Origin of the sequence: Synechococcus sp. MU1651, assembly GCF_023630635.1 — a bacterium.
Lineage (GTDB): Bacteria > Cyanobacteriota > Cyanobacteriia > PCC-6307 > Cyanobiaceae > Parasynechococcus.
Window position 1 is genome coordinate 134,847 of sequence record NZ_JAKUHJ010000003.1, and the last position, 23,262, is coordinate 158,108.

Genomic DNA, 23,262 nt, shown 5'->3' on the forward strand with positions numbered 1-23,262 from the left:
ACCAGGAAACGCTGCTGTTCGATCCGGCCACGCCGGAACCCGGAGCCCTGCGCACGGTGCTGGCCTTTCCCAGCACCTACACCGTGGGCATCACCAGCCTTGGTTATCAGATCGTTTGGTCCACCCTCGCGATGCGGACCGACGTCGACGTGCGCCGGCTGTTCACGGATCAAGGAGATCCACCCCACCGGCACTGCGACCTGTTTGGGCTTTCTCTCAGCTGGGAACTCGACGGACCAGTCCTGCTCGATCTGCTGGAACAGCAGCGCATCCCGATCTGGAGCCACGCGCGCACCGACGAGCATCCAATCGTGTTTGGTGGCGGACCTGTACTGACCGCCAATCCCGAGCCCCTTGCACCATTTTTTGATGTCGTGCTGCTGGGCGATGGCGAGGATCTGCTGCCCGCCTTTATCGATGCCCTGCAGAGCGTGAAGGGCCAACCCCGAGCCGAACAACTGCAGCATCTAGCCCGAGTTCCAGGGATCTACGTGCCGGAGCTCCATGCACCCCGCTATGCAGCGGACGGCACCCTTTTAGGGGTGGCACCGGTGGATGCAACTCTTCCAGAACGGGTGGCCAAACAGACATGGCGCGGCAACAGCCTCAGCCACTCGACGGTGATCACGCCGGAAGCGGCGTGGCCTGACATCCACATGGTGGAAGTGGTGCGCAGCTGCCCGGAACTGTGCCGCTTTTGCCTGGCCAGCTATCTGACCCTGCCGTTCCGAACACCGTCGTTGGATGACGGGCTGATCCCGGCGGTCGAGAAAGGCCTTAAAGCCACCAAACGCCTCGGCCTACTGGGAGCGTCCGTAACCCAGCACCCCCAGTTCAGCGATCTACTCCATTGGCTAGCCCAAGATCGCTTCGATGACCTACGCGTCAGCGTCAGTTCCGTGCGGGCCGCAACGGTCACTCCGAAGCTGGCGGCTGTGTTGGCAGGGCGAGGCAGCAAATCCCTCACCATCGCAATCGAAAGCGGCAGCGAGCGCATGCGCCGCGTGGTGAACAAAAAGCTCAGCGGCGAAGAAATCGAAGCCGCCGCCCGCCATGCCAAGCAAGGAGGCCTCAAGGCCTTGAAGCTCTACGGAATGGTGGGACTTCCCTGTGAAGACAACGACGATGTGGAAAGCACTGCAGCGCTGCTGCTGAGCCTGAAGAAAGGCACCCCTGGGCTGCGCTTCACCCTGGGGGTGAGCACCTTTGTGCCGAAGGCACACACCCCGTTCCAATGGCAAGGGGTACGCCCCGAAGCGGAAAAACGCCTGAAGCTGCTGGCGAAACGTCTCAAACCCAAAGGCATTGATCTGCGCCCGGAAAGCTATGGCTGGAGCGTGATTCAGGCCCTGCTGTCTCGAAGCGACCGGCGCCTGGCCCCCGTAATCGCAGCGGTGCGCGGCTCCCAGGAAAGCCTGGGGGGTTGGAAAAAGGCCTACCGAGCGGCCCTGGCCGGTGAACTTCCTGAAGCCCGCAGCGCAGGCGTTGTCTTACCGCTGCCTCCCAGTTGGGAGAGCGTGGTGCACGATGAATGGGCCTCTGACGCGGTGTTGCCCTGGTGCCATCTCGATGGCCCCTTGAGTCAGGAGAAGCTGCAGGAACACAGGCAAGAGGCCCTCAACCTGGGCTAAACGCTGCTGTCTTGGTCTGCCGAATCCGACTGCGCAGCCCGGCCAACAGAATCCAACCGGCAATGTTGAGGCGGCTGTCAAAGAACGGCATATCAGTGCCGTGAAGCACCACCAGCACCAGCACCGCAGCCCACCAAGCACGATCAAACAAACCCATGCGACCGCAGCGCAAGGAGACGATCAACAACGCCAGCACCAGAGCCACCAGCGCAAGCGCCGCCGGCACCCCACTGCTAACAGCCAGCTCCAATGGCAGGTTGTGGGAATGGCCATGCCATTTGCCCGTGCGCAAGGGGTACAGCACAGAAAAAGCGGCAGCACCCCAGCCCAGCCATGGGCGTTCAGCGATCAACTGCAAAGCCACACCCCACTGACTGAGACGGGTAGAGGCCAAGACACGCTCCCCCGCATAGCGGCTGTCGCTGAGCCGTGACCACACCGACTCAGGCACCAAGGCCCGGGCAGGGTCCTGGAGCAGCTCCGGGATACCGGGCCACACCGCCAGCAGAACAGGGATCAATCCCAGGGCCAACAGGGGCAGCAACCAGGACCAACTCACCGGTCCAAGCACCAGGGGCACCGCCAGCACCAATGCGCCCCAGCCGTTGCGGGATTCCGTGAGCACGAGAGCCGTCACCAAAGCGACAGCCAGGATCAGCACAACACTCCGACGTCGGCGATCGAGTCCGGGTTGCACCAGGGCCGCCAGCATCAACGGCCACACCAGCGCCAACCAGGCCGCGGCGATGTTGGCGTAATCGAACAAACCCGACAGCCGGCCCTCCGGCTCACCTCCAGGAGCCATGAACCAGATCACCAGGCCCCCCAAGAACTGCCAGGGACCCTGCCAACCCAACCACAACTGACCCAATCCAGTCACCACAACAGGCACCGTGCCCGCCACCATCCAGAGCGCCGTTCGGCGGCGTGCCCCCGCCTCCGCCACATAGGGCTGGAACCCCCAGAATCCCCAAAAGAAAGGAAGCCAATTAGCCAGACCTGCCCAAGCCAGGTCAGCACGCAAGGCGCTGAAACAGCCGAGCAACATGAGCCCGCCAGCCAACAGAAGCGGCCAGTTCCAGCGGTCATGCCAGTAGGCGCATTCACGACGGAGGCTGCCCAAGACCAAGGCCGGCACAAACAACAGGCTTGCCAGCAACACTGACGAGGGAAGCAACAGCAGTCCGAGCTGAAACAAGCACCAACCCCAGGGGGATGCGGCGACCGGACAGTCGCCTCTCAGCCATGCGTACAGACGTGCCGTCATGCAAAAACAGCCGTACGCCCGCGGTAGACCATCACCTGACGGCGCAGATGCAAGCGAAGGGCCCGCGCCAAAGCAAGGCGTTCCGTGTCACGGCCCTTGCGGATCAGATCCTCCACTTCGTCCCGATGGCTGACGGAAACGGTGGTTTGCTGAATGATCGGGCCGTCATCCAGATCTTCGGTGACGTAGTGGGCTGTGGCGCCGATGAGCTTGACCCCACGGTCCCAGGCCCGGTGGTACGGCTGAGCACCCTTGAACGCTGGCAGAAACGAATGGTGGATGTTGATCACCTGGGGGAAACGCTCGAGGAAATCACTGCTCAGCACCTGCATGTATTTGGCCAACACCGCAAGTTCAACCTTGTTCTGTTCAAGCAGCTCCAGAATCCGCTGCTCCGCTTCCGCTTTGGTATCCCGACTGACGGGAACACAAACAAATGGAATCCCAAAGGATGCACACAGGGGTTCCAGATCCGGATGGTTGGCGATGACCAGGGGAACCTGCATCGGCAGCTCCCCGCTTTGAACCCGCCAGAGCAGATCCTGCAGGCAGTGGCTCTGCTTGCTGGCAAAAATCGCCACACGGGGATGGTCGTCTGAAAAGTGGAGCTGCGCTTCGCCACCAAGCCGCTGTCCCAGAGACTGGGCCGCTTCAGGAAGCACATCCCGGGGAATGCCGAATCCCTGGAGCTGCCACTCAATCCGGCTGAGAAACAACCCGGCTCCCGCATCCGTGTGGTGATCGGCATGACGAATGCTGCCGCCATTGGCCGCCACCCAACCCGCCAATTCGCTGACCAGGCCCGGCCGATCAGGGCAGATCATCTGAAGGATGACCGTGGCATCACTCACAACAACGCTTTGAAAAACAAAATTCTCCCGCGCAGGAGGGGCTGGTTAAAGTCGCAGGGAAATTTTCGATCACCATGCTGAAGGCTCTGAGCCGCCTTGCCGCGTTCTGCCTCTGCGTCGCTTTGAGCCTGGGTCTGATGGCCCCGGCTGCTGCCAATGCTGCCGCGATAAGTCCTGACGACCTGGGCGTGATCCGCCGCCAGGCCGCAGCCTTTGAAGACGCAAAGTCCCGTCTGCCTGATCTGGCCCGGCTGGTGAGTGAAAAGGATTGGGTGTTCACCCGCAACCTCCTGCATGGCCCCATGCAGGAAGTGAGCCGGGAAATGCTTTACATCAATCAGCGCCTCGACAAGAGCGAGCGCAAGGAAGCCACCAAAGTGGCCCGCTCCTTGAAAGAAGCTCTGGCCGATCTGGATGAAGCGGCGCGCCTGCAGGACTTCAGCCGTCTGCAGAAGTCCTACAGCGCCGTGGCTGCCGGATTTGATGCCTACAGCGATCTGATCCCCGCTGAGGCCTTCAACTGAACCGCTCCATTGGAGTGATTGGTGCCGGGGCCATCGGCCTCGGCACCGCCTGGCATCTGGCCCAGCAAGGGCACGATGTTTCTGTTTACGACCCTGGCCTGAACCAGTCCGTTGATCGCGAGGGATCAGCCAACGATTTGAGTGGAACCTCAGCATCCCTCGGGGTGCTGATGGGCCACGTGTTTCGCCGCAGCAGCGGGCGGGGCTGGAGGCTGCGCCTCCGGAGCATGGAGCTCTGGCCGCAGTGGATCGAAACGCTGCAGGCTCACCAACTAGAGCTCAAACTCCATCCGGGCCTGCTGCAAATCGCCGAAGACGAACAAGCGGCTAAGCGGATGGAATCGCTGGCCGCCCAGCGCGTTGACCTGGGCCTGCAGATGATCACCAACGCCGACCTGGCAGCGGTCTGGCCGACGGCCAGGCACGGTGGCCTGCACTCGCGCCACGACGGTCGTGTGGATCCCCTGCTGCTGCAACGGGCCCTGCGACAGGCGTTGGCAGAGCAAAGCGTGGAGCTGAATGCCTCGGCGGTGGTCCATCTGGAGCGCAACGACAACCACTGGCGTGTGCATCGCGCCGATGGAGACAGCTCCGTTCACAACTTTGTGGTGCTCTGCACAGCCCTGAGCTCGGATGTCTTGCTGGAACCGCTGGGCCAGGCCCGACCGATGACACCGGTGTTGGGCCAGGCCCTGTCACTGGAACTGACAACGGGTCCGACAACGTGGAGCAACTGGCCCTCGGTGCTGGTGGATCAGGGCTTCAACCTGATTCCAACCGCACCCGGGCGATTGCTGCTCGGGGCCACCGTGGAACCGGGCGATCGCGCTTCGGAGGATCCTCTGAGCCTGATGCGCAACCTGAATGAGCGGGCACCGGAGTGGCTGCGCTCAGCCACGGTAGTTGGCCATTGGAGTGGCCTGCGGGCCCGGCCCGTGGATCGCCCGGCCCCTCTACTGGAGGAGCTGGAACCCGGGTTGATCCTTGCCAGTGGGCACTATCGCAACGGCGTTCTGCTCACGCCTGGCACCGCCGAGTGGGTCGCCGCTGAACTCGAGCAGAGATCACTCGAGCAGGCATAAAAAAAGGGCCCCGCAGGGCCCTAGTGAGTTCGGGAATCAACCGATCACTTCGTCTCGGTGAACTCCGCGTCGATGACGTCGTCACTGGCATCGCCACCACCGGCGTTGGCTCCGGCACCGGCATCAGCGCCAGGCGCGCCAGCACCAGCTGCAGCCCCTTCCTGCTGATAGACGGAAGCGCCCACGGTGTAGAGCTCCTGCTGCAGTTCCTCCAGCAGAGTCTTCATCGCGTCGTAGTCATCCTTCTCGGTGGCTTCCTTGAGCTTGAGGCGCTTCTCCTCCAGCTTGGCCTTGGCGTCGGCATCGACCTTGTCGCCCAGTTCGCCCATCTGCTTTTCAGCCTGGTAGACGAGAGTTTCGGCCTGGTTCTTGAGGTCGATCTTTTCGCGCTTCTCCTTGTCAGCGCTGGCGTTGGCCTCGGCGTCCTTGACCATCTTGTCGACCTCGGAATCCGAGAGGGTCGACGCACCGGTGATCGAGATGGACTGCTCCTTGCCGCTGCCCTTGTCCTTGGCGGTGACGCTGAGGATGCCGTTGGCGTCGATGTCGAAGGTCACCTCGATCTGAGGCACGCCCCGGGGAGCCGGGGGGATGCCATCGAGACGGAAGGTTCCAAGCGACTTGTTGTCGGAGGCCATCTCGCGCTCACCCTGGAGCACGTGGATTTCCACGTTGGTCTGACCATCCACAGCCGTGGAGTAGGTCTCGGTCTTCTTGGTGGGAACCGTGGTGTTGCGGGTGATCATCTTGGTCATCACACCGCCGAGGGTCTCCACACCCAGGGAGAGGGGCGTGACGTCGAGCAGAAGGATGTCCTTCACCTCGCCGGCCAGCACACCGCCCTGAATGGCAGCACCGACAGCCACCACCTCATCGGGGTTCACCGTCTGGTTGGGGTCTTTGCCGGTGATGCGCTTAACCAGCTCCAGCACGGCCGGGATGCGGGTGGAACCACCCACCATCACGATCTCGTCCAGCTCGCCGGAGGAGAGCTTGGCGTCTTTGAGCGCCTGCTCCACAGGCATGGCGCAGCGGTCGATCAGCTTGGAGGCCAGTTCCTCGAACTTGGCGCGGGTGAGGGTGAGATCCAGGTGCTTGGGACCCTCAGGTGTTGCCGTGATGAACGGCAGGTTGATCTCGCTCTGGGTGGCGTTGGACAGCTCCACCTTGGCTTTTTCAGCGGCTTCGGTGAGGCGTTGCAGGGCCTGCTTGTCCTGACGCAGATCGATGCCTTCGTTGGATTTGAAGGTCTCGGCCAGGTGATCAACGATCACCTTGTCGAAATCGTCACCACCGAGGTGCGTGTCACCAGCGGTGGACAACACCTCAAACACGCCGTCGCCAACTTCCAGAACGGACACATCGAAGGTGCCGCCACCCAGGTCGAAGACGAGGATGCGTTCGTTGCTCTTCTTGTCGAGGCCGTAGGCCAGAGCCGCAGCGGTGGGCTCGTTGATGATGCGAAGCACCTCAAGGCCAGCGATCTTGCCGGCGTCCTTGGTGGCCTGGCGCTGGGAGTCGTTGAAGTAGGCGGGAACGGTGATCACCGCTTGGCTGACGGTTTCACCGAGGTACTTACCGGCGTCCTCGGCCAGCTTGCGCAGCACCTGAGCTGAAACCTCTTCAGGCGCGAATTGCTTGTCGAGAACCGGGCACTTCACCTTCACGTTGGAGCCGGCCTTTTCGACGCCGTAGCTCACCTCTTTCGATTCCTCGTTCACCTCATCAACCCGACGGCCGATGAAACGCTTGACGGAATAGAAAGTGTTATCCGGGTTCATCACCGCCTGACGTTTGGCGATCTGACCCACCAACTGATCCTGGTTCTTGGTGTAAGCAACCACGGAGGGCGTGGTGCGGAAGCCCTCGGCGTTCGCGATCACGGTGGGCTTGCCGCCCTCCATCACGGAAACACAGCTGTTCGTGGTGCCAAGGTCAATGCCGACAACCTTGCCCATCGGTGCCCACCTCCAGAAATGGTGATTTGAATGGGCTCATCCTCCACAGCAGACCCGGTGACAGGCGAGGTGTGGTTCCCGAACAGGCAGGCTGGTGGAGCGATCCGGCCCTGGCAATGATCAACGGCGACACCAGCCTTGTGGGCCTGCTTGGCAATCCAGTGCGCCACTCGCTTTCGCCGGTGATGCAGAACGCCGCCCTCGAAAGCATGGGGCTCAACTGGCGCTACCTGGCCCTGCCCTGCACAAGCGAAAACCTTGATCAGGTGCTGAAGGGTCTCAGAGCCATTGACTGCCAGGGCCTCAACGTCACCATCCCCCACAAACAAGCCATCGCCGAGCTCTGCGAGGAGCTGAGTCCACTGGCAAAACGGCTCGGTGCCGTCAATACCCTGATTCCGGGAGCGGGCGGTGGCTGGTTCGGCACCAACACCGATGTGGAAGGCTTTCTGGCGCCCCTCGGTGCCAACGACGCCTGGGCAGGACTCCATGCCGTGGTGATCGGCTGCGGCGGATCAGCTCGAGCCGTGGTCGCCGGTCTGCAGACCCTGAACCTCAGCAGCATCACCGTTGTGGGACGGCGAAGCGAGGCACTGCAAGCCTTCATCACTGATCTGCAGCAGAGCCACGCCCCCCTGACGGCCTGTCTCGACACCGCTGTTCAGCTCAACGAGAGCGTGGCTCAAGCCGCTCTCGTGGTGAACACCACCCCGGTGGGCATGGCCCAGCACGGTGACCCCGAGGCGATGCCACTGGGGGCCGAGCTCTGGCAAGACCTGGACGGAGAAGCGGTGTTGTACGACCTGATCTACACACCAAGGCCCACCAGCTGGCTCGCCGCTGGGCAACAACGGGGCCACCGCTGCATCGATGGCCTCGAGATGCTGGTGCAGCAGGGTGCTGCCTCGCTGCGGCTCTGGAGTGGACGCGACGACGTTCCTGTCGCGGCGATGCGCAGCGCCGCCACCACTGCTCTTGCGACCTAAGGTCCCAACAATCCCTAGCTCCACCGTGCAGATTCCCCTCTGGCAGCGGCTGCTTGCACCGCTGGTGTACCTGCTCCCCTGGAGTGACGCCATTCCCTTTGGCCTCGGGGCTGACGGTGTGTTCAACCAGATCCCGTTGCTGAGACTGCTGATCGTTCCTGCAGTACCGCTGATCCAATTGGATCGGGGGGTTCCCTTCGGTGGCCTGCTGCTGTTCTTCGTGCTTTTTCTGGCGGTGGTGCGGAATCCGGCCGTTCCCTACTTCCTGCGCTTCAACACCCTGCAGGCCCTGCTCACCGACATCGTGATCGTTGTGCTGAGCTTCGCGTTTGGGATCCTTCTCCAACCGATTGCCGGAGGCAGCCTGCTGCTGAGCACCCTGTCCAGCACGGTTGTGGTGGCGGTGCTGGCGATCCTTCTGTTCGCCCTGGTGGAGTGCTGGCGCGGTCGCGAACCGGATCTGCCCGGCATCAGCCAAGCCGTACGCATGCAGCTCTACTGAAGCTTGGGGGCACGCCAGGGGATATGGTGTTGGATCCGTCGCTCACTTCGGTGAGCCTGATGCCCCTTCGGTGCTGCCCATGACGCACGATCCGTATTACGAAACCATGTACATCCTTCGTCCGGACATTCCGGAGGAGGAAGTTGAAAGCCATCTCACCAAGTACCGCGACATGCTCGTGGAAGCTGGTGCCGACGTGCTTGACAACCAGATGCGTGGCAAGCGCCGTCTGGCCTATCCGATTGCGAAGCACAAGGAAGGCATTTACGTGCAACTAAGCCACAACGGCGATGGCCAGCACGTTGCTGTTCTCGAGAAGGCAATGCGCCTCAGTGAGGATGTGATCCGCTATCTGACCGTGAAGCAGGAAGGTCCCCTTCCCGCACCTCGGGTGATGCCCGGCAGCGAAGCTGCTCAACAGCAACAGGCCGAAGCCGCTGCATCAGCTGACTGATCAGCATTGTTGGATTCGTGGGTGGGCGATACCGTCCGCCCATGGATTCGAAACACGACCAACCTCAGCCAACCGAACCTGTTTGGAACGAGCGTCATGGCGACGCTGAAGTGATTCAGTTGCTGAAACAGAGAATTTCCGAGCTCGAGGGCGAGATCGAGGCCTACAACGAGCTTCTGGCCGAACTGCCGGACGTCTTTGAACGACGTTTCCAACAGCGGCTTGAGCCGTTGATGGAGCGTTATCAACTGCTGGCTGAACAGGTTGATCAAGACCAGATCGAACGGCCTCAGCCAGCCCTGCCTGGAAGCTCAGACCCGGACAACGTTGTGCGTTTTCCGGGCCTGAGGCTTCTCAACTTCCTGCAGAAGCGGCAGCGCTCAGCTTGAACGGCGCTGGGACGCTGACCAGAGTCGAGTCGGCAGACCCCAGACGTAGATAAAGCCCTCTGCAGCGCGGTGATCGAACTGATCCTCACTGCCGTAGGACGCCATTTCGGGGACGTACAGGCTGCTGTCGGCTGAACCGCGGCCGGTGACCGTGGCCGTTCCTTTGTGCAGCCGGAGACGAACGACACCATTGACGGTGGTCTGGGTGCGGTCCATGAAGCCGTCCAGAGCATCCTTGAGAGGGCCAAACCAAAGGCCCTGGTAGACGAGATCGGCCCACTGCATTTCCAACTGCCGCTTGCTGCGCAGCACATCGGCGGCCAGGGTCAGGCTTTCAAGTTCCTGGTGGGCCTGGATCAACAGCAAAAGGCCGGGCGTTTCGTAGATCTCCCGGGATTTGATCCCCACCACACGGTTCTCGATCATGTCGAGACGACCGATGCCATGGGTGCCCGCCAGGCGGTTGGCTTCACGGATCAAGGCCACCGGGTCCAGCTGCTGACCGTTGATCGCCACAGGATTGCCTGCTTCAAAGGCAATCTCGATCTCTTCAGAGGCATCCGGAGCCGCCTGCACCGATCGCGTCATCGCAAACACCTCCTCCGGCGGAGCCACCATCGGGTCTTCAAGGGGTCCGGCTTCAATGCTGCGGCCCAGCAGATTGAGATCGATCGAGTAAGGCGACTTCTTGCTCACCGGTGCGGGCAGACCAAAGCGTTCGCCGTAGGCGATGGTCTCCTCACGGCTCATGCCCCACTCACGGGCTGGGGTGAGCACCTTGAGGTCCGGTGCCAACGCAGCGATGGCCACATCGAAACGCACCTGATCATTGCCCTTGCCTGTGCATCCATGGGCGACAGCATCGGCACCCACTTCCCGGGCCACCTCCACCAGGCGCTTCGCGATCAGAGGCCTCGCCAGGGCCGTGGAGAGGGGGTAACGGCCTTCGTAGAGGGCGTTGGCGCGAATCGCCGGAAAAGCGAAATCCTTGATGAAGGGCTCAATCAGATCTCCCACCAGCGACTGACTGGCACCCGCATCCAGCGCTTTCTGACGAATCGGCTCCAGCTCATCGCCCTGGCCGAGATCAGCGGCAAAAGTGATCACATCCTCAACACCCCATTCCTGCTTCAGGTATGGGATGCAGACACTGGTATCCACTCCCCCGGAATAGGCGAGTACCACCTTCTTGGCGCGGCCCATCAATGGGTCTCCTGATCACAATCGTCTGATTCTCTCGTCTCGCCGGTCGCCACCTGTGGAGAAGCCGCAAGCAACCATGCAGCCAATGCTGCAGCCGGTACAAAGACAAGCAGCAGCGCCAGGGTCCAGGAGGTCTGCAACGGTTCAGGCCGCTGCAAACCCCACCAATGAAGACCAGAGCTGATGATCAGGGCCAGACCCCACAGAAAAACGAGCAGCGCAGATTTGTTCAGTGGGAGATCAAAAACAGCTCATCGTCTATCTTGGTTGATTGGCCCGCGTCCCTCCCTGCATGAGCGCTCTGGTTGATTCAAACGCCCTGGACAGCGTCAACCCGTCCCTCACCCGCTACGGGCGCCGCGACCCTGCACCCGTGCTGCCCCTGCGTGAGGAGCCTGACCTCCTGTCCTGGCTGGAAACCAGCGGCCGTCTCGTTGCCGACGAAGAATCCGGTTCACCTGAAGTGAGCACCGTCGAAGAGGAGGAACTCTCCGCGCTCATGGGTGAGAAAGAGGATTACAACAAGGATGACGAGCAAAACGAGGAGCAGTGGGAGGACTGACGTCCCTCAAGCACTGACTGGTCGCCACTGAGCGACTCACCTAGGGTCCCACCGACCAGTCCAGTGTGCTTTGCAATCCACGGATTCGAACCGCCGCCCTTGGTGGGAGAACGGCTCATTGAGTGCCAGCTTGCTGATGCTGGTGGTCTTGATGACCAGCTTTGCAGCCGACAAGTGGATCACCAATGCGCAACTGAGCCTGCCACTCTTGATTTCAGCGGTCTGCGCAACAGCGACTGCAGCCTTGGGCATTCCCCTTCTGCGGCGCTTGAAGATGGGGCAGTTCATCCGTGAGGAAGGACCCAAAGCCCATCAGAGCAAGGCGGGAACGCCAACGATGGGGGGCCTTCTGGTGGTTCCCGTCGGGGTCATTCTCGGGAGCCTGATCACACGGGACGCCGTGGCGTCACAACAGCTGCTCAGCCTGGCAGCCCTGACCCTGACGTTCATGCTGATCGGCGGCATCGATGACTGGAGCAGCCTCACCAAGCACACCAATGCTGGCCTGACGGCACGAGGAAAATTGCTGCTGCAAGCCATGGCAGCCGCAACCTTTCTGGCCATCGCTGCCTGGCAGGGCTGGATCAGCAACAGCATTGCTCTGCCCTTTGGCCTTGAACTGCCCTTAGGGCTTCTGATGTGGCCACTGGGGCTGTTTGTCGTTCTAGCGGAGAGCAACGCCACCAACCTCACCGATGGCCTGGATGGCTTGGCCAGCGGCTGCGGAGCACTGGTGTCTACCGGTCTGGCACTTCAACTGATGCTCCGAGGAGACAACGGAGATCCCGCCTTGGCTGGCTTCTGCATGACCATGGCCGGGGCATGGCTTGGCTTTCTGGTGCACAACCGAAACCCGGCTCGGGCCTTCATGGGCGACACGGGATCCCTGGCGATGGGAGCCGCCCTCAGCGGTGTGGCTCTGTTGTCCAACAGCCTCTGGCCCCTGCTGGTGATGGGAGGCGTCTTCGTCGCTGAATCCCTCTCCGTGATCATCCAGGTTTGGGTGTTCAAGGCCACGAAAGGAGCTGATGGTCAGGGGCGACGCGTGTTCCGCATGGCGCCACTGCATCACCACTTTGAGCTGGGCGGCACCGATGAACGAAGCGTGGTGCCCGCGTTCTGGCTGGTCACAGCAGGGCTTGTCCTCCTCGGACTGATGCTGCGTCCCTGAGCGTCGATCGTTTGATCCAATCCTGAGGACCATCATTGAAGTGAACTGAAGGATGCAGTTGCTTCAGATCGACAACGAAATTGAACTTGGTTGCGTAGCGCAGAAAGTCAATACCTTCTTAAAAATGGCCCTGATACAGAAAAGAATGACCGACATTTTCAAGCTTTTTGAGTGACCACATCACTGTGTCTCTTTGAATGGAGGCCTAAACGGCATAGCCGGTGGCCAGGGGATTGTTGATATCCCCTAAAGTCCTGTTTTCAGGTGGCAAGGCAGGATGACCTACTTCACCTGGCGTGAAACCGGTCTCACAGCTGACTGCTCAAGCCTCGAGGCGATGGCTGCCCGGTTTGAGGAGTCGGCCAGTTTGATGCGACGCATGTCAAGCGAAGGGTTCCAACTGGAACGCAAGGGAACGGAGCAGCGCATCACGCATCCCGATTCCAGCGTGTTTGAAGCCTGGGGTTTCGTCAGCGAAGAATCACCGGTCCGCCAACTCACGCTGATCCCCGATCTTCAGAACTGATGGACAACCTGCTTGCCAAAACCGCTGAGCTGCTCGCCAATGCAGCTGCGGATCCTGATCGGGTTCTGCGGTGGGTGCTGATCTATTTCGGTGTGTCGTCGCTTGGATTCATGGGCGTGTGGCTGGTCGGAGAAGTGCGCCGTCAGAGCAGCACCGATTCGAACTGAACCCTCAACGGCTCGCTTCCACCGAGCGCTGACGCCATTGAGGCGTTTGCTCCATCGATTTCAGCTGCTCTGTGCTGGGGCTCTCAAGCACGTCCAGGAGATGCAGGGGTTCAGCTTCGAAGTGGAGATGAGGACCGGTCGACCACCGGCCCGTGTTGCCGCAAAGACCAATGATCTGGCCGCGTTCATAGGAGCCTGCTGGAGCACCAGTGTTGAGATGGCTGTAACGCGTCTTGACGCCTGCCCCGGCCAGATGAAACGTCCATCCGTGGGTGGCTGTCCAGCGACTCCGACCGACCCCGTCATGGGCGGCACGCACAGGGCGACCCACACGACAGGAAATGTCCAAGGCTGGATGGTCCTGTTCGACGCCTTGGGTCACCACACCCGACATCGGCACAAGCAACGCGGCAAACAGACCCAGCAAGCAATCAAAACGAGAATCGGAAGAGAATCTTAAGACACGATCACTTCCGCGAGAGGAAAGACAGCGTTCCCATTTTTTCGTTAACGCTCTCTTAAAAGAAAAAAACCCTGTGGTTCTGGGCCACTGCGCCGATGGTCTGGCGACGGTTCGAAGGCAAATCAACTGCAGCTCATGCGCAGAGCACTTCTGTTCACCGGTGCCGGCCTGATGGTCGCCGCCGCTGGCCTTCCCAGCTTCGCCGCCCCCAAACAAACCGCCCGCACCGTCACCAACGGTTTCGTTCGCTCCAACGTGCTGTTGCCCCTCGGTGGCAAAAAGGCCGTCTCCAATCCCGTGCCTGAGGATCTGAGCGATCTCTCCGGCTGGACCCGCGAAGAACTCGAGGTAGGTCTGGAGAAGCAGTACGAAGTCGACGTTGCTGACGTCACTCGCTTCCTCTATTCCACTGAAGGCGAGGCCTTCCTCAAGGAAAGCATCAACGGCAACTATCACCCGTACTACAGCCAGCAGAACGATCTCCAGGCCGTTCGCAGCGCCATCATTCTTGATGCTGAAGATGGCAAGCTTTCCAGCTACGGAATGATGGCCAAGCTGCCGACCGATCAGCGCCTGCAAGGTGCCATGAAGGTCTGCAATGCCGAAGCACAAGGTGATTTCCACAAGGACACCTCGCTGCTCAGCTGGTACATGAACACCCCGGCCTGCATCCAGGCCTACACCGCCAAAGCACCCGAGCCGGCTCCCGCTGCTCCTGTTCAGGGACTCTGGTGATCTAACGGCCGAACGACAAAACACGTCCACCAAGCCCTGGGTGGACCCAGGGCTTTTTTCATACCTCCTTTTTTGTGCCTCGGTCTGTCACGACACAACCATCAGGGCAGGACCACCACCGGAGTGCCCACATCCACAAGGTCAAAAACCCTGCGGATGTGCTCGTCATAGAGGCGAACGCAACCATGCGAAACGGCCCGTCCGACAGTCCAACGGTGGGGCGTGCCGTGCAAGCCGACATGGGAGCAGCCGCGGACCTGCACCACCTTTTCGCCATCCCAACCACCGGGATTGGAGCAGTCCTGATAGAAGGCAATCCAACGTGATCCCAGGGGGTTGCGGCCTCCGGGGGGTACAAGAGCACCGGTGCCAGGATGCCGCCAGACAGGATCCACCGCTTTGAACAGCACCCGATGCTCGCCGAGAGGCGTTTCCCAGCCTTGAGTGCCGACAGCAGCGGGCACACGCAAACGAAGCTGCCCCTGCTCCAGAAGAATCAGCTGACGGCTGGAACGATGCAGCACCAGCTGCTTCTTGGCACGGGAACGAACAGCAGCGGGCAGCAAGGCCAGTGCCTCCGCATCACTGAGCCAGGGGGCAACCGGTGGAATCGGATCCGCAGGCCTGGCCTGAACAGACTCAAGCTGGAGACAGGCTCCAGCAAGAACCGCCAACAACGTCGCCCGAAGCACTGGACTCAATCAAGAACGCATCCTTGACCTAGCGGGAGATCGGGCGCTGCACCCCAGGCTGCGGAAAGTCTCAGGACTTGCGTTGATTGATGATGCAGGCAGGCCATTCAAGGATCACCATGCCGTCGTTTCCACGCACCGTGATGCTGCTGGGCAGCGGGGAGCTGGGCAAGGAGGTGGCCATTGCTGCCCAACGGCTTGGCTGCCGGGTGATCGCCTGCGATCGCTATGCCGCTGCCCCGGCCATGCAGGTAGCGGACGTGGCCGAAGTGCTGCCGATGACCGATGCCGATGCCTTGCTGGAGGTGGTCAGGCGCCACAAACCCGACGTAGTGATCCCGGAGATCGAAGCACTCGCCGTGCATGCCCTGGCGGAACTTGAACAAGAGGGAATCACCGTGATTCCCACAGCCCGCGCGACGGCCGTCACGATGAACCGAGACCGCATCCGCGACCTGGCAGCCGGCGAACTCGGTCTCCGCACCGCCCGCTTCGCCTATGCCTCCAGTGCTGAAGAACTCACGGCAGTGGCGGAACCACTGGGCTGGCCCGTCGTGGTGAAGCCAGTGATGAGTTCCTCCGGCAAAGGCCAGAGCGTGGTGAGCTGTGCAGACGATCTGCCCAAAGCCTGGGAGGCCGCCATGGCCGGTGCACGGGGCACCTCAACCCAGGTGATCGTGGAGGAATTTCTTCATTTCGATCTGGAGATCACCCTGCTCACCATCCTTCAGCGCAATGGCGAAACCCTGTTCTGTGCGCCGATCGGCCACGAACAGGAGGGAGGGGACTATCAATGCAGCTGGCAGCCGGCTCAACTCACCGACCAACAACTGCGTCAAGCCCAGGCAATGGCCAAAACCGTCACCGACAACTTGGGCGGTGCCGGTCTCTTCGGGGTGGAATTTTTCCTCTGTGGCGATGAGGTGATTTTTTCTGAACTGTCGCCCCGGCCGCACGACACTGGCCTGGTGACCCTGATCAGCCAGAACCTGAGCGAGTTCGAACTGCACCTGCGCGCTGTTCTCGGTCTGCCGATCCCCACCATCACGGCAGCCGATGCGGCCGCCAGCCGCGTGATCCTGGCCCAAACGAACATGGACTCCGTGGCTTTTGAAGGGGTCGAACAAGCGCTCACGGAAGCTGACACCCAAGTGCTGCTGTTCGGCAAGCCCACAGCCCGCCCCGGTCGTCGCATGGGTGTGGCCCTGGCAAGGGGAGGAGACCGGGAGGAAGCACAAGCAAAGGCCGACAGGGCAGCCGCCTGTGTGACCGTGATTCCAGGATCAACGGCTGCCTGAAAACCGGTAGTGGGTTAAGCCATCCAACACGGCTCCAACACTGGGGCGTTTCGAGACGTACACCCGCTGCTGAGTCCGTTGGCCCAACAGGCAGGGATCGTGATCCGCAGGAACCACGGTGGCGGGCAAACCATCCAGCAACTCTCCATCCCCCTGCTGACTGGCCACCACCAGAACCTGCTGCAGGGGGAGCTGCCAGGACTGGGCCAGAAAACGAATGGCCTCACTGCGGGACGCGCGCTGGGGAAGAACATCCAGAAACCAATGGCAACGGAGCTGGGGCTCCGCCTGCAGACCATGGCGGCGCAGGCACTGACGGGCCAAACCAATCAGGCCGCGGTTGAAAGCACGCAACAGGTAGCTGACCTTGAAGGGACTCTGATGATCCGGGTCCTGAAGCTGAAGGTGTTCCTCGAGTTGACCCATCGCTGCGAGCACAGCCTCGCGATCCCAGGCTTGGCTGATGCGCTTCGCCCAAACGGGATCTTCCGCGCGATCCGAGCTGTGGTGAATCTCGGTTCCAGCCCGGCAGATCCAGGCCTTGGGGTCGGGAAGATGCAACTCCTGGTAGCGCTGACGCGCCTGATCCAGCGACCGCCCCGTGAGAATCACCAAGCCTGTCGACGCGGCGAAGGGTTCGGCCTGAAGCCGATCGCGCAGATGCGCAAGGGAGCGTTCCTCTGGCAGCTCCAAGCAGCTGTCGAGATCCAGCGCCAACAGCCTGGAGACGGGGCTGGGCCGCCGCACCACCGACATTCCACGCACAGGTGACACGCGAACTTTCTGCTGCATCAGGGCGAGGTACTGACACACATGGGCATCCCAGCTGAAGTGCCGACTGATGGCCTCAACCCCGTTGTCACTCCAACGGCGCCAACGGGAGCGATCACTGCCGGCCAATTCCAGGGCCTCCTGAAGTGCCCTGGGATCGGTGACGTCCGCCAGAAGACCGTTGTCGCAATGGTGTTGGATGTCCCGTGGACCCCCATCGTCGGTGGCCACCATCGGCAAACCACAGGCCGCGGCCTCCAGAAGGGTGAGTCCGAAGGGTTCGGTCAACGCCGGGTTCACAAACAGCCCCCCACGACGCGCCGCCCAGCGATAAAGGGCAGGAATCTGGGCACGGCTGTGTTGTTTGGGATAGGCCACCTGGCCATAGAGATCAAAGCGATCCACCAGATCGAACACCTGCTGGAGCACATCGCGCTGCTGCTTCTCGAGCTCACGCGGGTCATCCCGACAGCCCAGCACAAGCACCAGGTTGTGACGCTGCCGCAGCACCGGCGACTGACCAAAGGCTTCCACCAGAGCGGGAATGTTCTTGCGCCGCACCGCACGGGAAATCGCCAGCAGGGGCGGACGATCCGGCTCCCTGAGGAAAGGCTGCAACAGGCTGTGCAACGCGGAGCATTCCTGGGATGAACCGTGGGGATGGAACCGGGAAGCATCAACGCCAGGGGGCACCACCGCCGCCTGATCCGCCTGAAAGTGGCCGTAGCGGCAGTACTGCTGATCCGCCTCCTGACGGGTGCTGGTGATCACCAGATCCGCCTGGGCGAGAGCCCGCTCTTCAGCGTCAATGCGCCGGCTGATGGCATAGGTCTGCTCAAGTTGAGAGCGATCCAAGCCACCGGCCAGGAGACGACGCTGCTTCTCCCGGCCGAGGGAATGGCCGGTGAAGACAAGCGGAATCCCCAACCGCTGACTAACGAGTGCACCCACCAGACCGGCATCGGCGTAATGGGCATGAATCCAATCCACCCTCTGGCCGGGCTGGCTCAGATGTTCCACCAGCTGATCAGCCAGCTCCTCGAGATGGGGCCAAAGCAACTCTTTGCGCAGATACCGCTTCGGACCAAAGGGGAAGCGCAGGATGCGGGCCCCTGGAGCAATGGCTTCGACCCGTTGGCTGTAATCGAGATCGACCCGACGGTCCTGAATCAGGCGGGTGACCACATCAACCTGCTCAACCTCCGCCCGCTGCGCCAGGCTGCGCACGAGCTCCAGCACATACAACGTCTGGCCACCGGTATCAGCATCCCGCCCCAGTTCGAGCTCATGGGAACGAAACAGACCGTGAAGGTGCAGATGCAACAACCGGATCCCCATTCGCTCCACTCACAAACAACAACGGGACGCAGATTCGGTGCCGTTGTTTTTTCTTTAGAGGCGGAAGAAGGGGTAAAAAATGAAAAAAACCTTAGAAGACCTGCGAATCAAACCGAGCAAGAAAGCTGAGTTGTGTTGTCGTGCAATGGATCTGAGCCGTGGGGACAACAGTCAAAGGCTCGGCTTGTTGTAACAAGCCAGCAACGTCAGAGGCGGGCGCTTACATCAACAAGGCTGCGCCGCTCGTCACCCCAACCACCCGCAGAGAAGGTGGAGCCATCCACCTCAAGCTGCTCGTTGATCCAGCCAAGGATGACCGGCCCAACCTGTGCCGGGGACAGCTCACCGCGAAAACTGCGAAGGCTGAAGTGGTCTGCCCCCTGCACCAACACCAAGCGGTGACCCAAGCGCGCGGCCTTGCTTTCACGCATCGGAGCGATCGCTTCCGGACCCGAAGGCACCACCCAATCGCGGGTACCGCTGATCAGCAACAACTTGGCTGGAAGGCTCTCCAGGCGGCTGCCGTCGAATAAAAGACGCAAGGGTGGGCTGACGGCCACAACAGCCTTGACCCTTGGATCGGCAACAGCGGCCTGGTTCACCCCCGAAAGCCAACTGCACTGGAGCACCCAGCTGATGTTGCGCTCCGGATCCTTGAGGTCGTTGCAACGGGATTTGAGTTGTCGATCAGTTGGGATACCACCGGCCAGTTGAAGCGTGGTGGTGGCTCCCCAGGAGTGGCCCACCACCGCAACGGCATCGGTGTTCAACCTGGCCCCAGGCAGAAGACGCCCTGCACTGACCGCATCCAACAAAGCGGACACATCAAGGGGCCGAAGCCGCAACTCTTCAGGCCCAGGCGGTGGCGCATCACCAGCGAGCATCGCCTTCTGCTGATTGAAATCACTGCCGGGGTGGTCTGGCAGCAGCACGGTGTAGCCATGGGCAGCCAGCACCTCACCCCAACCTTCAAAGGATTCCGGATCGTCCCAGAGCCCGTGGGAAATCACGACCAAACGTCCGTTGGCTGGCGCTGCAGGCTGAAGCGTCAGAACCCGCAAGGGTTTGGGCCGATGGGGCACGGACACCTGAACAACCTCACGGGACCAACCGGAGCGCAGTAGCTCCCGCAGAGCGGCCGTCGCGGATGCAGCCTCAAGGGAACGGGCCAAGGCAACCCCCTCCTCAAGATTGATTTTAAGCCGGTTGGCCACCTCAGCGAGGCGGGATAAATCGATCGATGCCTGCTCTCCAGGCAACTCCCTCAAAAAGCCAAGAATGTTGGGTTGCCCCCGGCGTTCAGCACGAATCAAGGCTTCGGTCAGCATCCGTCCGCTTTCGTCCAGCTCCACCCCCTCAAGATCCACCACCTGCGTCGCCGCATAAAGGGCCTGCTCCAGCAGCGGCTGACCGGTCGATCCCGCCAGCAGGGCCTTGGTCTCCAGGGGCAGTGGCGTCAGGAACACCTGGCGCAGCAGCGGCAACAACTTGCCACCACTGGCCAATTCCAGATCCTGCAGGTCTGGACTGGCCTGAATCAATTGTTCAGCCGACTCACCGTCAGCGAAATTGATCGTGATCTCCGTCTCCAGAAACGGCAGACGCAAGACGAACCGCTCTAAGGCTGAAGCAGGCCCTCCGCTGAGGGCCAGTGACGTGCCAAACGCCAGGGCCGCCAGGTCGGTGCGAAGTCGGGCCATCAAGCCGCGAGGGAAACGGGGAGTTCTGGTGGATGCTGCTCCAAAACTCGAGCCAGGTAACGGCCGGTGTGACTGGTGGGGTGCTGGGCGACTTCCTCTGGAGTGCCGGTAACCAGGATCTCACCACCCTTGTCACCGCCTTCAGGACCGAGATCGATGATCCAGTCGCTGCAACGGATCACGTCAAGATTGTGCTCGATGCAGATGATCGAGTTGCCCTTGTCCACCAACCGCTGCATCACATCCATCAGCTTGTGGACGTCGTAGAAGCTGAGGCCGGTGGTGGGCTCATCAATCAGATAAAGGGTCTTGCCAGTGGCCCGCCGTGACAGCTCCGTTGCGAGCTTCACCCGCTGGGCCTCACCCCCCGAGAGGGTTGGTGCCGGCTGACCGAGCTTCACGTAGCCCAGGCCCACATCCACCAAGGTGCGCAAGCGATCTGCCGCCTGAGGAATCGCATCAAATACCTCAGCGGCCTGCTCAACCGTCATTTGCAGCACATCCGCGATGGTGTGGCCCTTGTATTTCACCTGCAGGGTTTCGCGGTTGAACCGGGCGCCCTTGCAGACGTCGCACTGGACGTACACATCCGGCAGGAAGTTCATCTCAATCACGTTCACGCCCTGACCACGGCAAGCCTCACAGCGGCCACCCTTCACGTTGAAGCTGAACTGACCCACCTGGTAACCGCGAGCCTTGGCCTCCACCGTGGCGGCGAACACCTGACGGATCGGATCAAAGGCACCGGTGTAGGTGGCTGGATTGGAGCGGGGCGTGCGTCCAATCGGGCTCTGGTCGATCACGATCACCTTGTCGATCGACTTCAACCCACGCAGCTCCCCCAGACCCTGCGGAAAAGGCACCTTCAGACCCAGGCCGTTCTCCAGGGCGGGATGCAGGAGCTCATTCACCAGGGTGCTCTTGCCGCTGCCGCTCACTCCGGTGACCGACACCAAACGGCCCAGGGGGAACTCAACCGAAACGTTCTTGAGGTTGTTGCGGTTGCAATCGATCAACTTGAGTAAGCGCGAACCGCTCTGGCGGCGTTCGGCCGGCGTTGGAATCGAGCGACGGCCACTCAGGTAGGCGCCGGTGAGGGATTCGCTGCTAGCCACAAGGTCATCGAAACTTCCCTCCGCAACGATGTGGCCCCCATGGACGCCGGCACCAGGACCGATGTCCACCACGTGATCGGCAGCACGGATGGTGTCTTCATCGTGTTCCACCACCACCAGGGTGTTTCCAAGATCCCTGAGCCGCACCAGGGTGTTTAGGAGACGGTCGTTGTCCCGCTGATGCAGGCCGATGCTTGGCTCATCCAACACATAGAGCACCCCGGTGAGACCGGCACCGATCTGGGTTGCGAGACGGATGCGCTGGGCTTCACCGCCGGAGAGCGTCATCGCCGGTCGATCAAGGCTCAGGTAGTCCAGACCAACATCAAGCAGGAATTTCAAACGCAGGCGGATTTCCCTGAGCACCAGATCACCGATCTGGATCTGACGGGCATTCAGCAAGGGCTCTGAACCCTCGTAGGCGCCCACACCCATCAGTTTTTCGATCCGTTCCAGGGTCTGACCGACGCTGACGGCCGTAAGTTCTGGAATCCGGTACGGCCCCACTTTCACCGCCAGGGCTTCAGGGCGGAGCCGCTGTCCGCCACAGGCTTCACAGGGAACCAGCTCGAGATACTTCTCCAACTTCTGACGCTGGGCTTCACCACTGGCATCGCGGAGCTGCCGCTCGAGGATCGGAAGAATGCCTTCGAAGGGCCGGGTGTATCCCCCTTTGCCTTTGCGGTAACGGCTGTCGGCCTGGATCAGAATCGGTTCGCGGCTTCCGTTGAGCAGCACATCCCGCTGCTCATCCGTGAGTTCATTCCATGGGGTCTTGATCTCAAAGCCGAAGGCTTCCCCCACCGAATACAACAGAGAGAAGTAGTAGCTGTTGTCTTTCTCGGCCCAGGGAGCGACCGCGGAATACACCGGCTGCGTTGGGTCCGGAATCACACGGTCCACGGTGAATTTGCGCAGATGGCCGATGCCATGGCACGCCTCACAGGCGCCGTAAGGGCTGTTGAACGAAAACAGCCGCGGTGACAGCTCCTCCATCACAGCGCCGTGCACGGGGCAGGCGAAGTTCTCTGAGTAGAGACGCTCCCGCTCAACGCCCTCGGGGAGCTCCTCCCCCTTCTTGGGCACCACCTCCACCAAGGCCAGACCATCGCCGCGTTTGAGGGCCGTTCGCAACGAATCGGTCAGCCGTTCCTGGATCCCCTCACGGGCCACAAGACGATCGACCACCACCTCAATGTTGTGGCTGTGGTTCTTGTCGAGCTCGATGTTGTCGGCCAGCTCGCGCACCTCACCGTTGATGCGCACCCGGGCGAAACCTTCGGCCGCCAAACCGCTGATCAATTTGGTGTGGGTGCCCTTCTTGCCGCGCACCACCGGCGCCAACAACTGATAGCGGGTTCCCTCCGGCAACAGCAGGATCTGATCGACCATTTCGTCGATGCTCTGCGGCTTGATCGAACGGCCACACTTGGGGCAGTGGGGCTCGCCGGCACGGCCGAACAGCAGACGGAGATAGTCCTGAATCTCCGTGACGGTGCCCACCGTGGAGCGGGGGTTGTGACTGGTGGATTTCTGATCAATCGAAATCGCCGGAGACAGCCCCTCGATGGCATCGACATCGGGCTTGTCCACCTGCCCGAGAAACTGGCGGGCATAGGCCGACAAACTTTCGACGTAGCGGCGCTGTCCCTCGGCAAAGATCGTGTCAAAGGCAAGTGAACTCTTGCCGCTGCCACTCACCCCGGTGAACACCACCAGCTTGTTGCGGGGAATGGTGACGTCGACGTTCTTGAGGTTGTGCTGCCGGGCACCCCTCACTCGAATCACATCGTCCTGAGTCGCCAGTGGGCCAGCTGAGTCAGCGATCTTGGCAGCAGCTCGCGCCATCAGGACCCGTTGGAAAGCTCAAGAGCTTA

The 23,262-nt window shown here is 61.4% G+C and carries 23 protein-coding genes; 13 read left to right on the forward strand and 10 right to left on the reverse strand.

What is annotated here, in order from left to right; translation table 11 throughout:
• The first annotated feature begins 56 nt into the window (after positions 1-56).
• Complete coding sequence (locus tag NCN05_RS04760) at positions 57-1,631, forward strand: B12-binding domain-containing radical SAM protein (protein ID WP_250397212.1); 1,575 nt, start codon at positions 57-59, stop codon at positions 1,629-1,631.
• On the opposite strand, the gene NCN05_RS04765 is transcribed toward NCN05_RS04760, so the two are convergent.
• The gene (locus NCN05_RS04765; RefSeq protein ID WP_250397213.1) at positions 1,618-2,898 is read right to left on the reverse strand and encodes an O-antigen ligase family protein; all 1,281 of its coding nucleotides are present in this window, start codon (positions 2,896-2,898) and stop codon (positions 1,618-1,620) included. The genes NCN05_RS04760 and NCN05_RS04765 overlap by 14 nt on opposite strands.
• Positions 2,895-3,749, reverse strand: coding sequence for a formyltetrahydrofolate deformylase (purU, locus tag NCN05_RS04770; RefSeq protein WP_250397214.1), 855 nt, complete (start codon positions 3,747-3,749; stop codon positions 2,895-2,897). Before purU ends, NCN05_RS04765 begins: the two co-directional genes overlap by 4 nt.
• Before the next feature lie 74 nt (positions 3,750-3,823).
• Here purU and psbQ point away from each other — a divergent pair, with 74 nt between their 5' ends.
• Complete coding sequence (psbQ, locus tag NCN05_RS04775; RefSeq protein WP_250397215.1) at positions 3,824-4,273, forward strand: photosystem II protein PsbQ; 450 nt, start codon at positions 3,824-3,826, stop codon at positions 4,271-4,273.
• Between the two features lie 14 nt (positions 4,274-4,287).
• Entirely contained in the window at positions 4,288-5,355 is a 1,068-nt protein-coding gene (locus NCN05_RS04780) for an NAD(P)/FAD-dependent oxidoreductase (protein WP_250397216.1), read from the forward strand.
• Positions 5,356-5,399: 44 nt separating this feature from the next.
• Here the strand turns inward: NCN05_RS04780 and dnaK are convergent, their stop codons facing one another.
• Positions 5,400-7,313, reverse strand: a complete 1,914-nt coding sequence (gene dnaK / locus NCN05_RS04785; protein WP_114988798.1) for a molecular chaperone DnaK — start codon at positions 7,311-7,313, stop codon at positions 5,400-5,402.
• A gap of 116 nt (positions 7,314-7,429) precedes the next feature.
• Here dnaK and NCN05_RS04790 point away from each other — a divergent pair, with 116 nt between their 5' ends.
• The 4 genes from NCN05_RS04790 to NCN05_RS04805 all read left to right on the forward strand — a co-directional run bounded on the left by NCN05_RS04790 (position 7,430) and on the right by NCN05_RS04805 (position 9,644).
• Positions 7,430-8,299, forward strand: coding sequence for a shikimate dehydrogenase (locus NCN05_RS04790; protein WP_250397244.1), 870 nt, complete (start codon positions 7,430-7,432; stop codon positions 8,297-8,299).
• Positions 8,289-8,801: a Tic20 family protein gene (locus NCN05_RS04795; RefSeq protein WP_255446152.1), complete on the forward strand. Its 513-nt coding sequence runs from the start codon at positions 8,289-8,291 to the stop codon at positions 8,799-8,801. The genes NCN05_RS04790 and NCN05_RS04795 overlap by 11 nt, the downstream gene beginning before the upstream one ends.
• A 79-nt stretch (positions 8,802-8,880) precedes the next feature.
• A complete protein-coding gene (gene rpsF / locus NCN05_RS04800; RefSeq protein ID WP_114988800.1) occupies positions 8,881-9,255 on the forward strand; it encodes a 30S ribosomal protein S6 in 375 nt (124 codons plus the stop codon).
• Positions 9,256-9,296: 41 nt separating this feature from the next.
• Positions 9,297-9,644: a hypothetical protein gene (locus NCN05_RS04805; RefSeq protein ID WP_250397217.1), complete on the forward strand. Its 348-nt coding sequence runs from the start codon at positions 9,297-9,299 to the stop codon at positions 9,642-9,644.
• On the opposite strand, the gene NCN05_RS04810 is transcribed toward NCN05_RS04805, so the two are convergent.
• On the reverse strand, positions 9,636-10,847 hold the full coding sequence (locus NCN05_RS04810) for an argininosuccinate synthase (protein WP_250397218.1): 1,212 nt from the start codon (positions 10,845-10,847) through the stop codon (positions 9,636-9,638). The genes NCN05_RS04805 and NCN05_RS04810 overlap by 9 nt on opposite strands.
• The gene (locus tag NCN05_RS04815; protein WP_170950503.1) at positions 10,847-10,987 is read right to left on the reverse strand and encodes a hypothetical protein; all 141 of its coding nucleotides are present in this window, start codon (positions 10,985-10,987) and stop codon (positions 10,847-10,849) included. Before NCN05_RS04815 ends, NCN05_RS04810 begins: the two co-directional genes overlap by 1 nt.
• Positions 10,988-11,139: 152 nt before the next feature.
• Between NCN05_RS04815 and NCN05_RS04820 the strand changes: the two genes are divergently transcribed.
• The 4 genes from NCN05_RS04820 (at position 11,140) to NCN05_RS04835 (ending at position 13,273) form a co-directional block, all read left to right on the forward strand.
• The gene (locus NCN05_RS04820) at positions 11,140-11,409 is read left to right on the forward strand and encodes a DUF3134 domain-containing protein (protein ID WP_114988803.1); all 270 of its coding nucleotides are present in this window, start codon (positions 11,140-11,142) and stop codon (positions 11,407-11,409) included.
• Positions 11,410-11,545: 136 nt separating this feature from the next.
• Positions 11,546-12,580 (forward strand): phospho-N-acetylmuramoyl-pentapeptide-transferase, encoded by a 1,035-nt coding sequence (gene mraY, locus NCN05_RS04825; RefSeq protein WP_250397219.1) that lies wholly within the window; start codon positions 11,546-11,548, stop codon positions 12,578-12,580.
• 277 nt (positions 12,581-12,857) lie between these two features.
• Positions 12,858-13,106, forward strand: coding sequence for a hypothetical protein (locus NCN05_RS04830; protein ID WP_011365602.1), 249 nt, complete (start codon positions 12,858-12,860; stop codon positions 13,104-13,106).
• Positions 13,106-13,273 (forward strand): hypothetical protein, encoded by a 168-nt coding sequence (locus tag NCN05_RS04835; protein WP_250397220.1) that lies wholly within the window; start codon positions 13,106-13,108, stop codon positions 13,271-13,273. Before NCN05_RS04830 ends, NCN05_RS04835 begins: the two co-directional genes overlap by 1 nt.
• 4 nt (positions 13,274-13,277) lie before the next feature.
• On the opposite strand, the gene NCN05_RS04840 is transcribed toward NCN05_RS04835, so the two are convergent.
• Positions 13,278-13,700, reverse strand: coding sequence for a M23 family metallopeptidase (locus tag NCN05_RS04840; RefSeq protein ID WP_250397221.1), 423 nt, complete (start codon positions 13,698-13,700; stop codon positions 13,278-13,280).
• Positions 13,701-13,871: 171 nt separating this feature from the next.
• Here NCN05_RS04840 and NCN05_RS04845 point away from each other — a divergent pair, with 171 nt between their 5' ends.
• Positions 13,872-14,471 carry an alpha/beta hydrolase gene (locus NCN05_RS04845; protein WP_250397222.1) on the forward strand — a complete coding sequence of 200 codons (600 nt, stop codon included), beginning with the start codon at positions 13,872-13,874 and terminating at the stop codon, positions 14,469-14,471.
• A gap of 101 nt (positions 14,472-14,572) precedes the next feature.
• On the opposite strand, the gene NCN05_RS04850 is transcribed toward NCN05_RS04845, so the two are convergent.
• On the reverse strand, positions 14,573-15,145 hold the full coding sequence (locus NCN05_RS04850; protein WP_250397223.1) for a L,D-transpeptidase: 573 nt from the start codon (positions 15,143-15,145) through the stop codon (positions 14,573-14,575).
• A 137-nt stretch (positions 15,146-15,282) separates the two neighbouring features.
• On the opposite strand from NCN05_RS04850, the gene purT reads away from it, so the two are divergent.
• Positions 15,283-16,461 (forward strand): formate-dependent phosphoribosylglycinamide formyltransferase, encoded by a 1,179-nt coding sequence (purT, locus tag NCN05_RS04855; protein WP_250397224.1) that lies wholly within the window; start codon positions 15,283-15,285, stop codon positions 16,459-16,461.
• Here purT and NCN05_RS04860 read toward each other — a convergent pair.
• From NCN05_RS04860 to uvrA, 3 genes are all read right to left on the reverse strand, one after another.
• Complete coding sequence (locus tag NCN05_RS04860; protein ID WP_250397225.1) at positions 16,447-18,570, reverse strand: HAD family hydrolase; 2,124 nt, start codon at positions 18,568-18,570, stop codon at positions 16,447-16,449. The genes purT and NCN05_RS04860 overlap by 15 nt on opposite strands.
• A gap of 206 nt (positions 18,571-18,776) precedes the next feature.
• Entirely contained in the window at positions 18,777-20,270 is a 1,494-nt protein-coding gene (locus NCN05_RS04865; RefSeq protein WP_250397226.1) for an alpha/beta fold hydrolase, read from the reverse strand.
• Positions 20,270-23,233 carry an excinuclease ABC subunit UvrA gene (gene uvrA / locus NCN05_RS04870; RefSeq protein ID WP_250397227.1) on the reverse strand — a complete coding sequence of 988 codons (2,964 nt, stop codon included), beginning with the start codon at positions 23,231-23,233 and terminating at the stop codon, positions 20,270-20,272. The genes NCN05_RS04865 and uvrA overlap by 1 nt, the downstream gene beginning before the upstream one ends.
• Positions 23,234-23,262 lie beyond the last annotated feature (29 nt).

Excerpts from the sequence above, each read along its gene's own strand:
- rpsF (WP_114988800.1), top strand. The coding sequence starts at position 8,881 with ATGACGCACGATCCGTATTACGAAACCATGTACATCCTTCGTCCGGAC.
- NCN05_RS04820 (WP_114988803.1), top strand. The coding sequence starts at position 11,140 with ATGAGCGCTCTGGTTGATTCAAACGCCCTGGACAGCGTCAACCCGTCC.
- purT (WP_250397224.1), top strand. The coding sequence starts at position 15,283 with ATGCCGTCGTTTCCACGCACCGTGATGCTGCTGGGCAGCGGGGAGCTG.
- NCN05_RS04765 (WP_250397213.1), bottom strand. The coding sequence starts at position 2,898 with ATGACGGCACGTCTGTACGCATGGCTGAGAGGCGACTGTCCGGTCGCC.
- NCN05_RS04810 (WP_250397218.1), bottom strand. The coding sequence starts at position 10,847 with ATGGGCCGCGCCAAGAAGGTGGTACTCGCCTATTCCGGGGGAGTGGAT.
- NCN05_RS04805 (WP_250397217.1), top strand. The coding sequence starts at position 9,297 with ATGGATTCGAAACACGACCAACCTCAGCCAACCGAACCTGTTTGGAAC.
- NCN05_RS04830 (WP_011365602.1), top strand. The coding sequence starts at position 12,858 with ATGACCTACTTCACCTGGCGTGAAACCGGTCTCACAGCTGACTGCTCA.
- NCN05_RS04845 (WP_250397222.1), top strand. The coding sequence starts at position 13,872 with ATGCGCAGAGCACTTCTGTTCACCGGTGCCGGCCTGATGGTCGCCGCC.
- NCN05_RS04790 (WP_250397244.1), top strand. The coding sequence starts at position 7,430 with ATGATCAACGGCGACACCAGCCTTGTGGGCCTGCTTGGCAATCCAGTG.
- mraY (WP_250397219.1), top strand. The coding sequence starts at position 11,546 with ATGCTGGTGGTCTTGATGACCAGCTTTGCAGCCGACAAGTGGATCACC.
- NCN05_RS04865 (WP_250397226.1), bottom strand. The coding sequence starts at position 20,270 with ATGGCCCGACTTCGCACCGACCTGGCGGCCCTGGCGTTTGGCACGTCA.
- NCN05_RS04835 (WP_250397220.1), top strand. The coding sequence starts at position 13,106 with ATGGACAACCTGCTTGCCAAAACCGCTGAGCTGCTCGCCAATGCAGCT.
- psbQ (WP_250397215.1), top strand. The coding sequence starts at position 3,824 with ATGCTGAAGGCTCTGAGCCGCCTTGCCGCGTTCTGCCTCTGCGTCGCT.
- NCN05_RS04860 (WP_250397225.1), bottom strand. The coding sequence starts at position 18,570 with ATGGGGATCCGGTTGTTGCATCTGCACCTTCACGGTCTGTTTCGTTCC.
- dnaK (WP_114988798.1), bottom strand. The coding sequence starts at position 7,313 with ATGGGCAAGGTTGTCGGCATTGACCTTGGCACCACGAACAGCTGTGTT.
- uvrA (WP_250397227.1), bottom strand. The coding sequence starts at position 23,233 with ATGGCGCGAGCTGCTGCCAAGATCGCTGACTCAGCTGGCCCACTGGCG.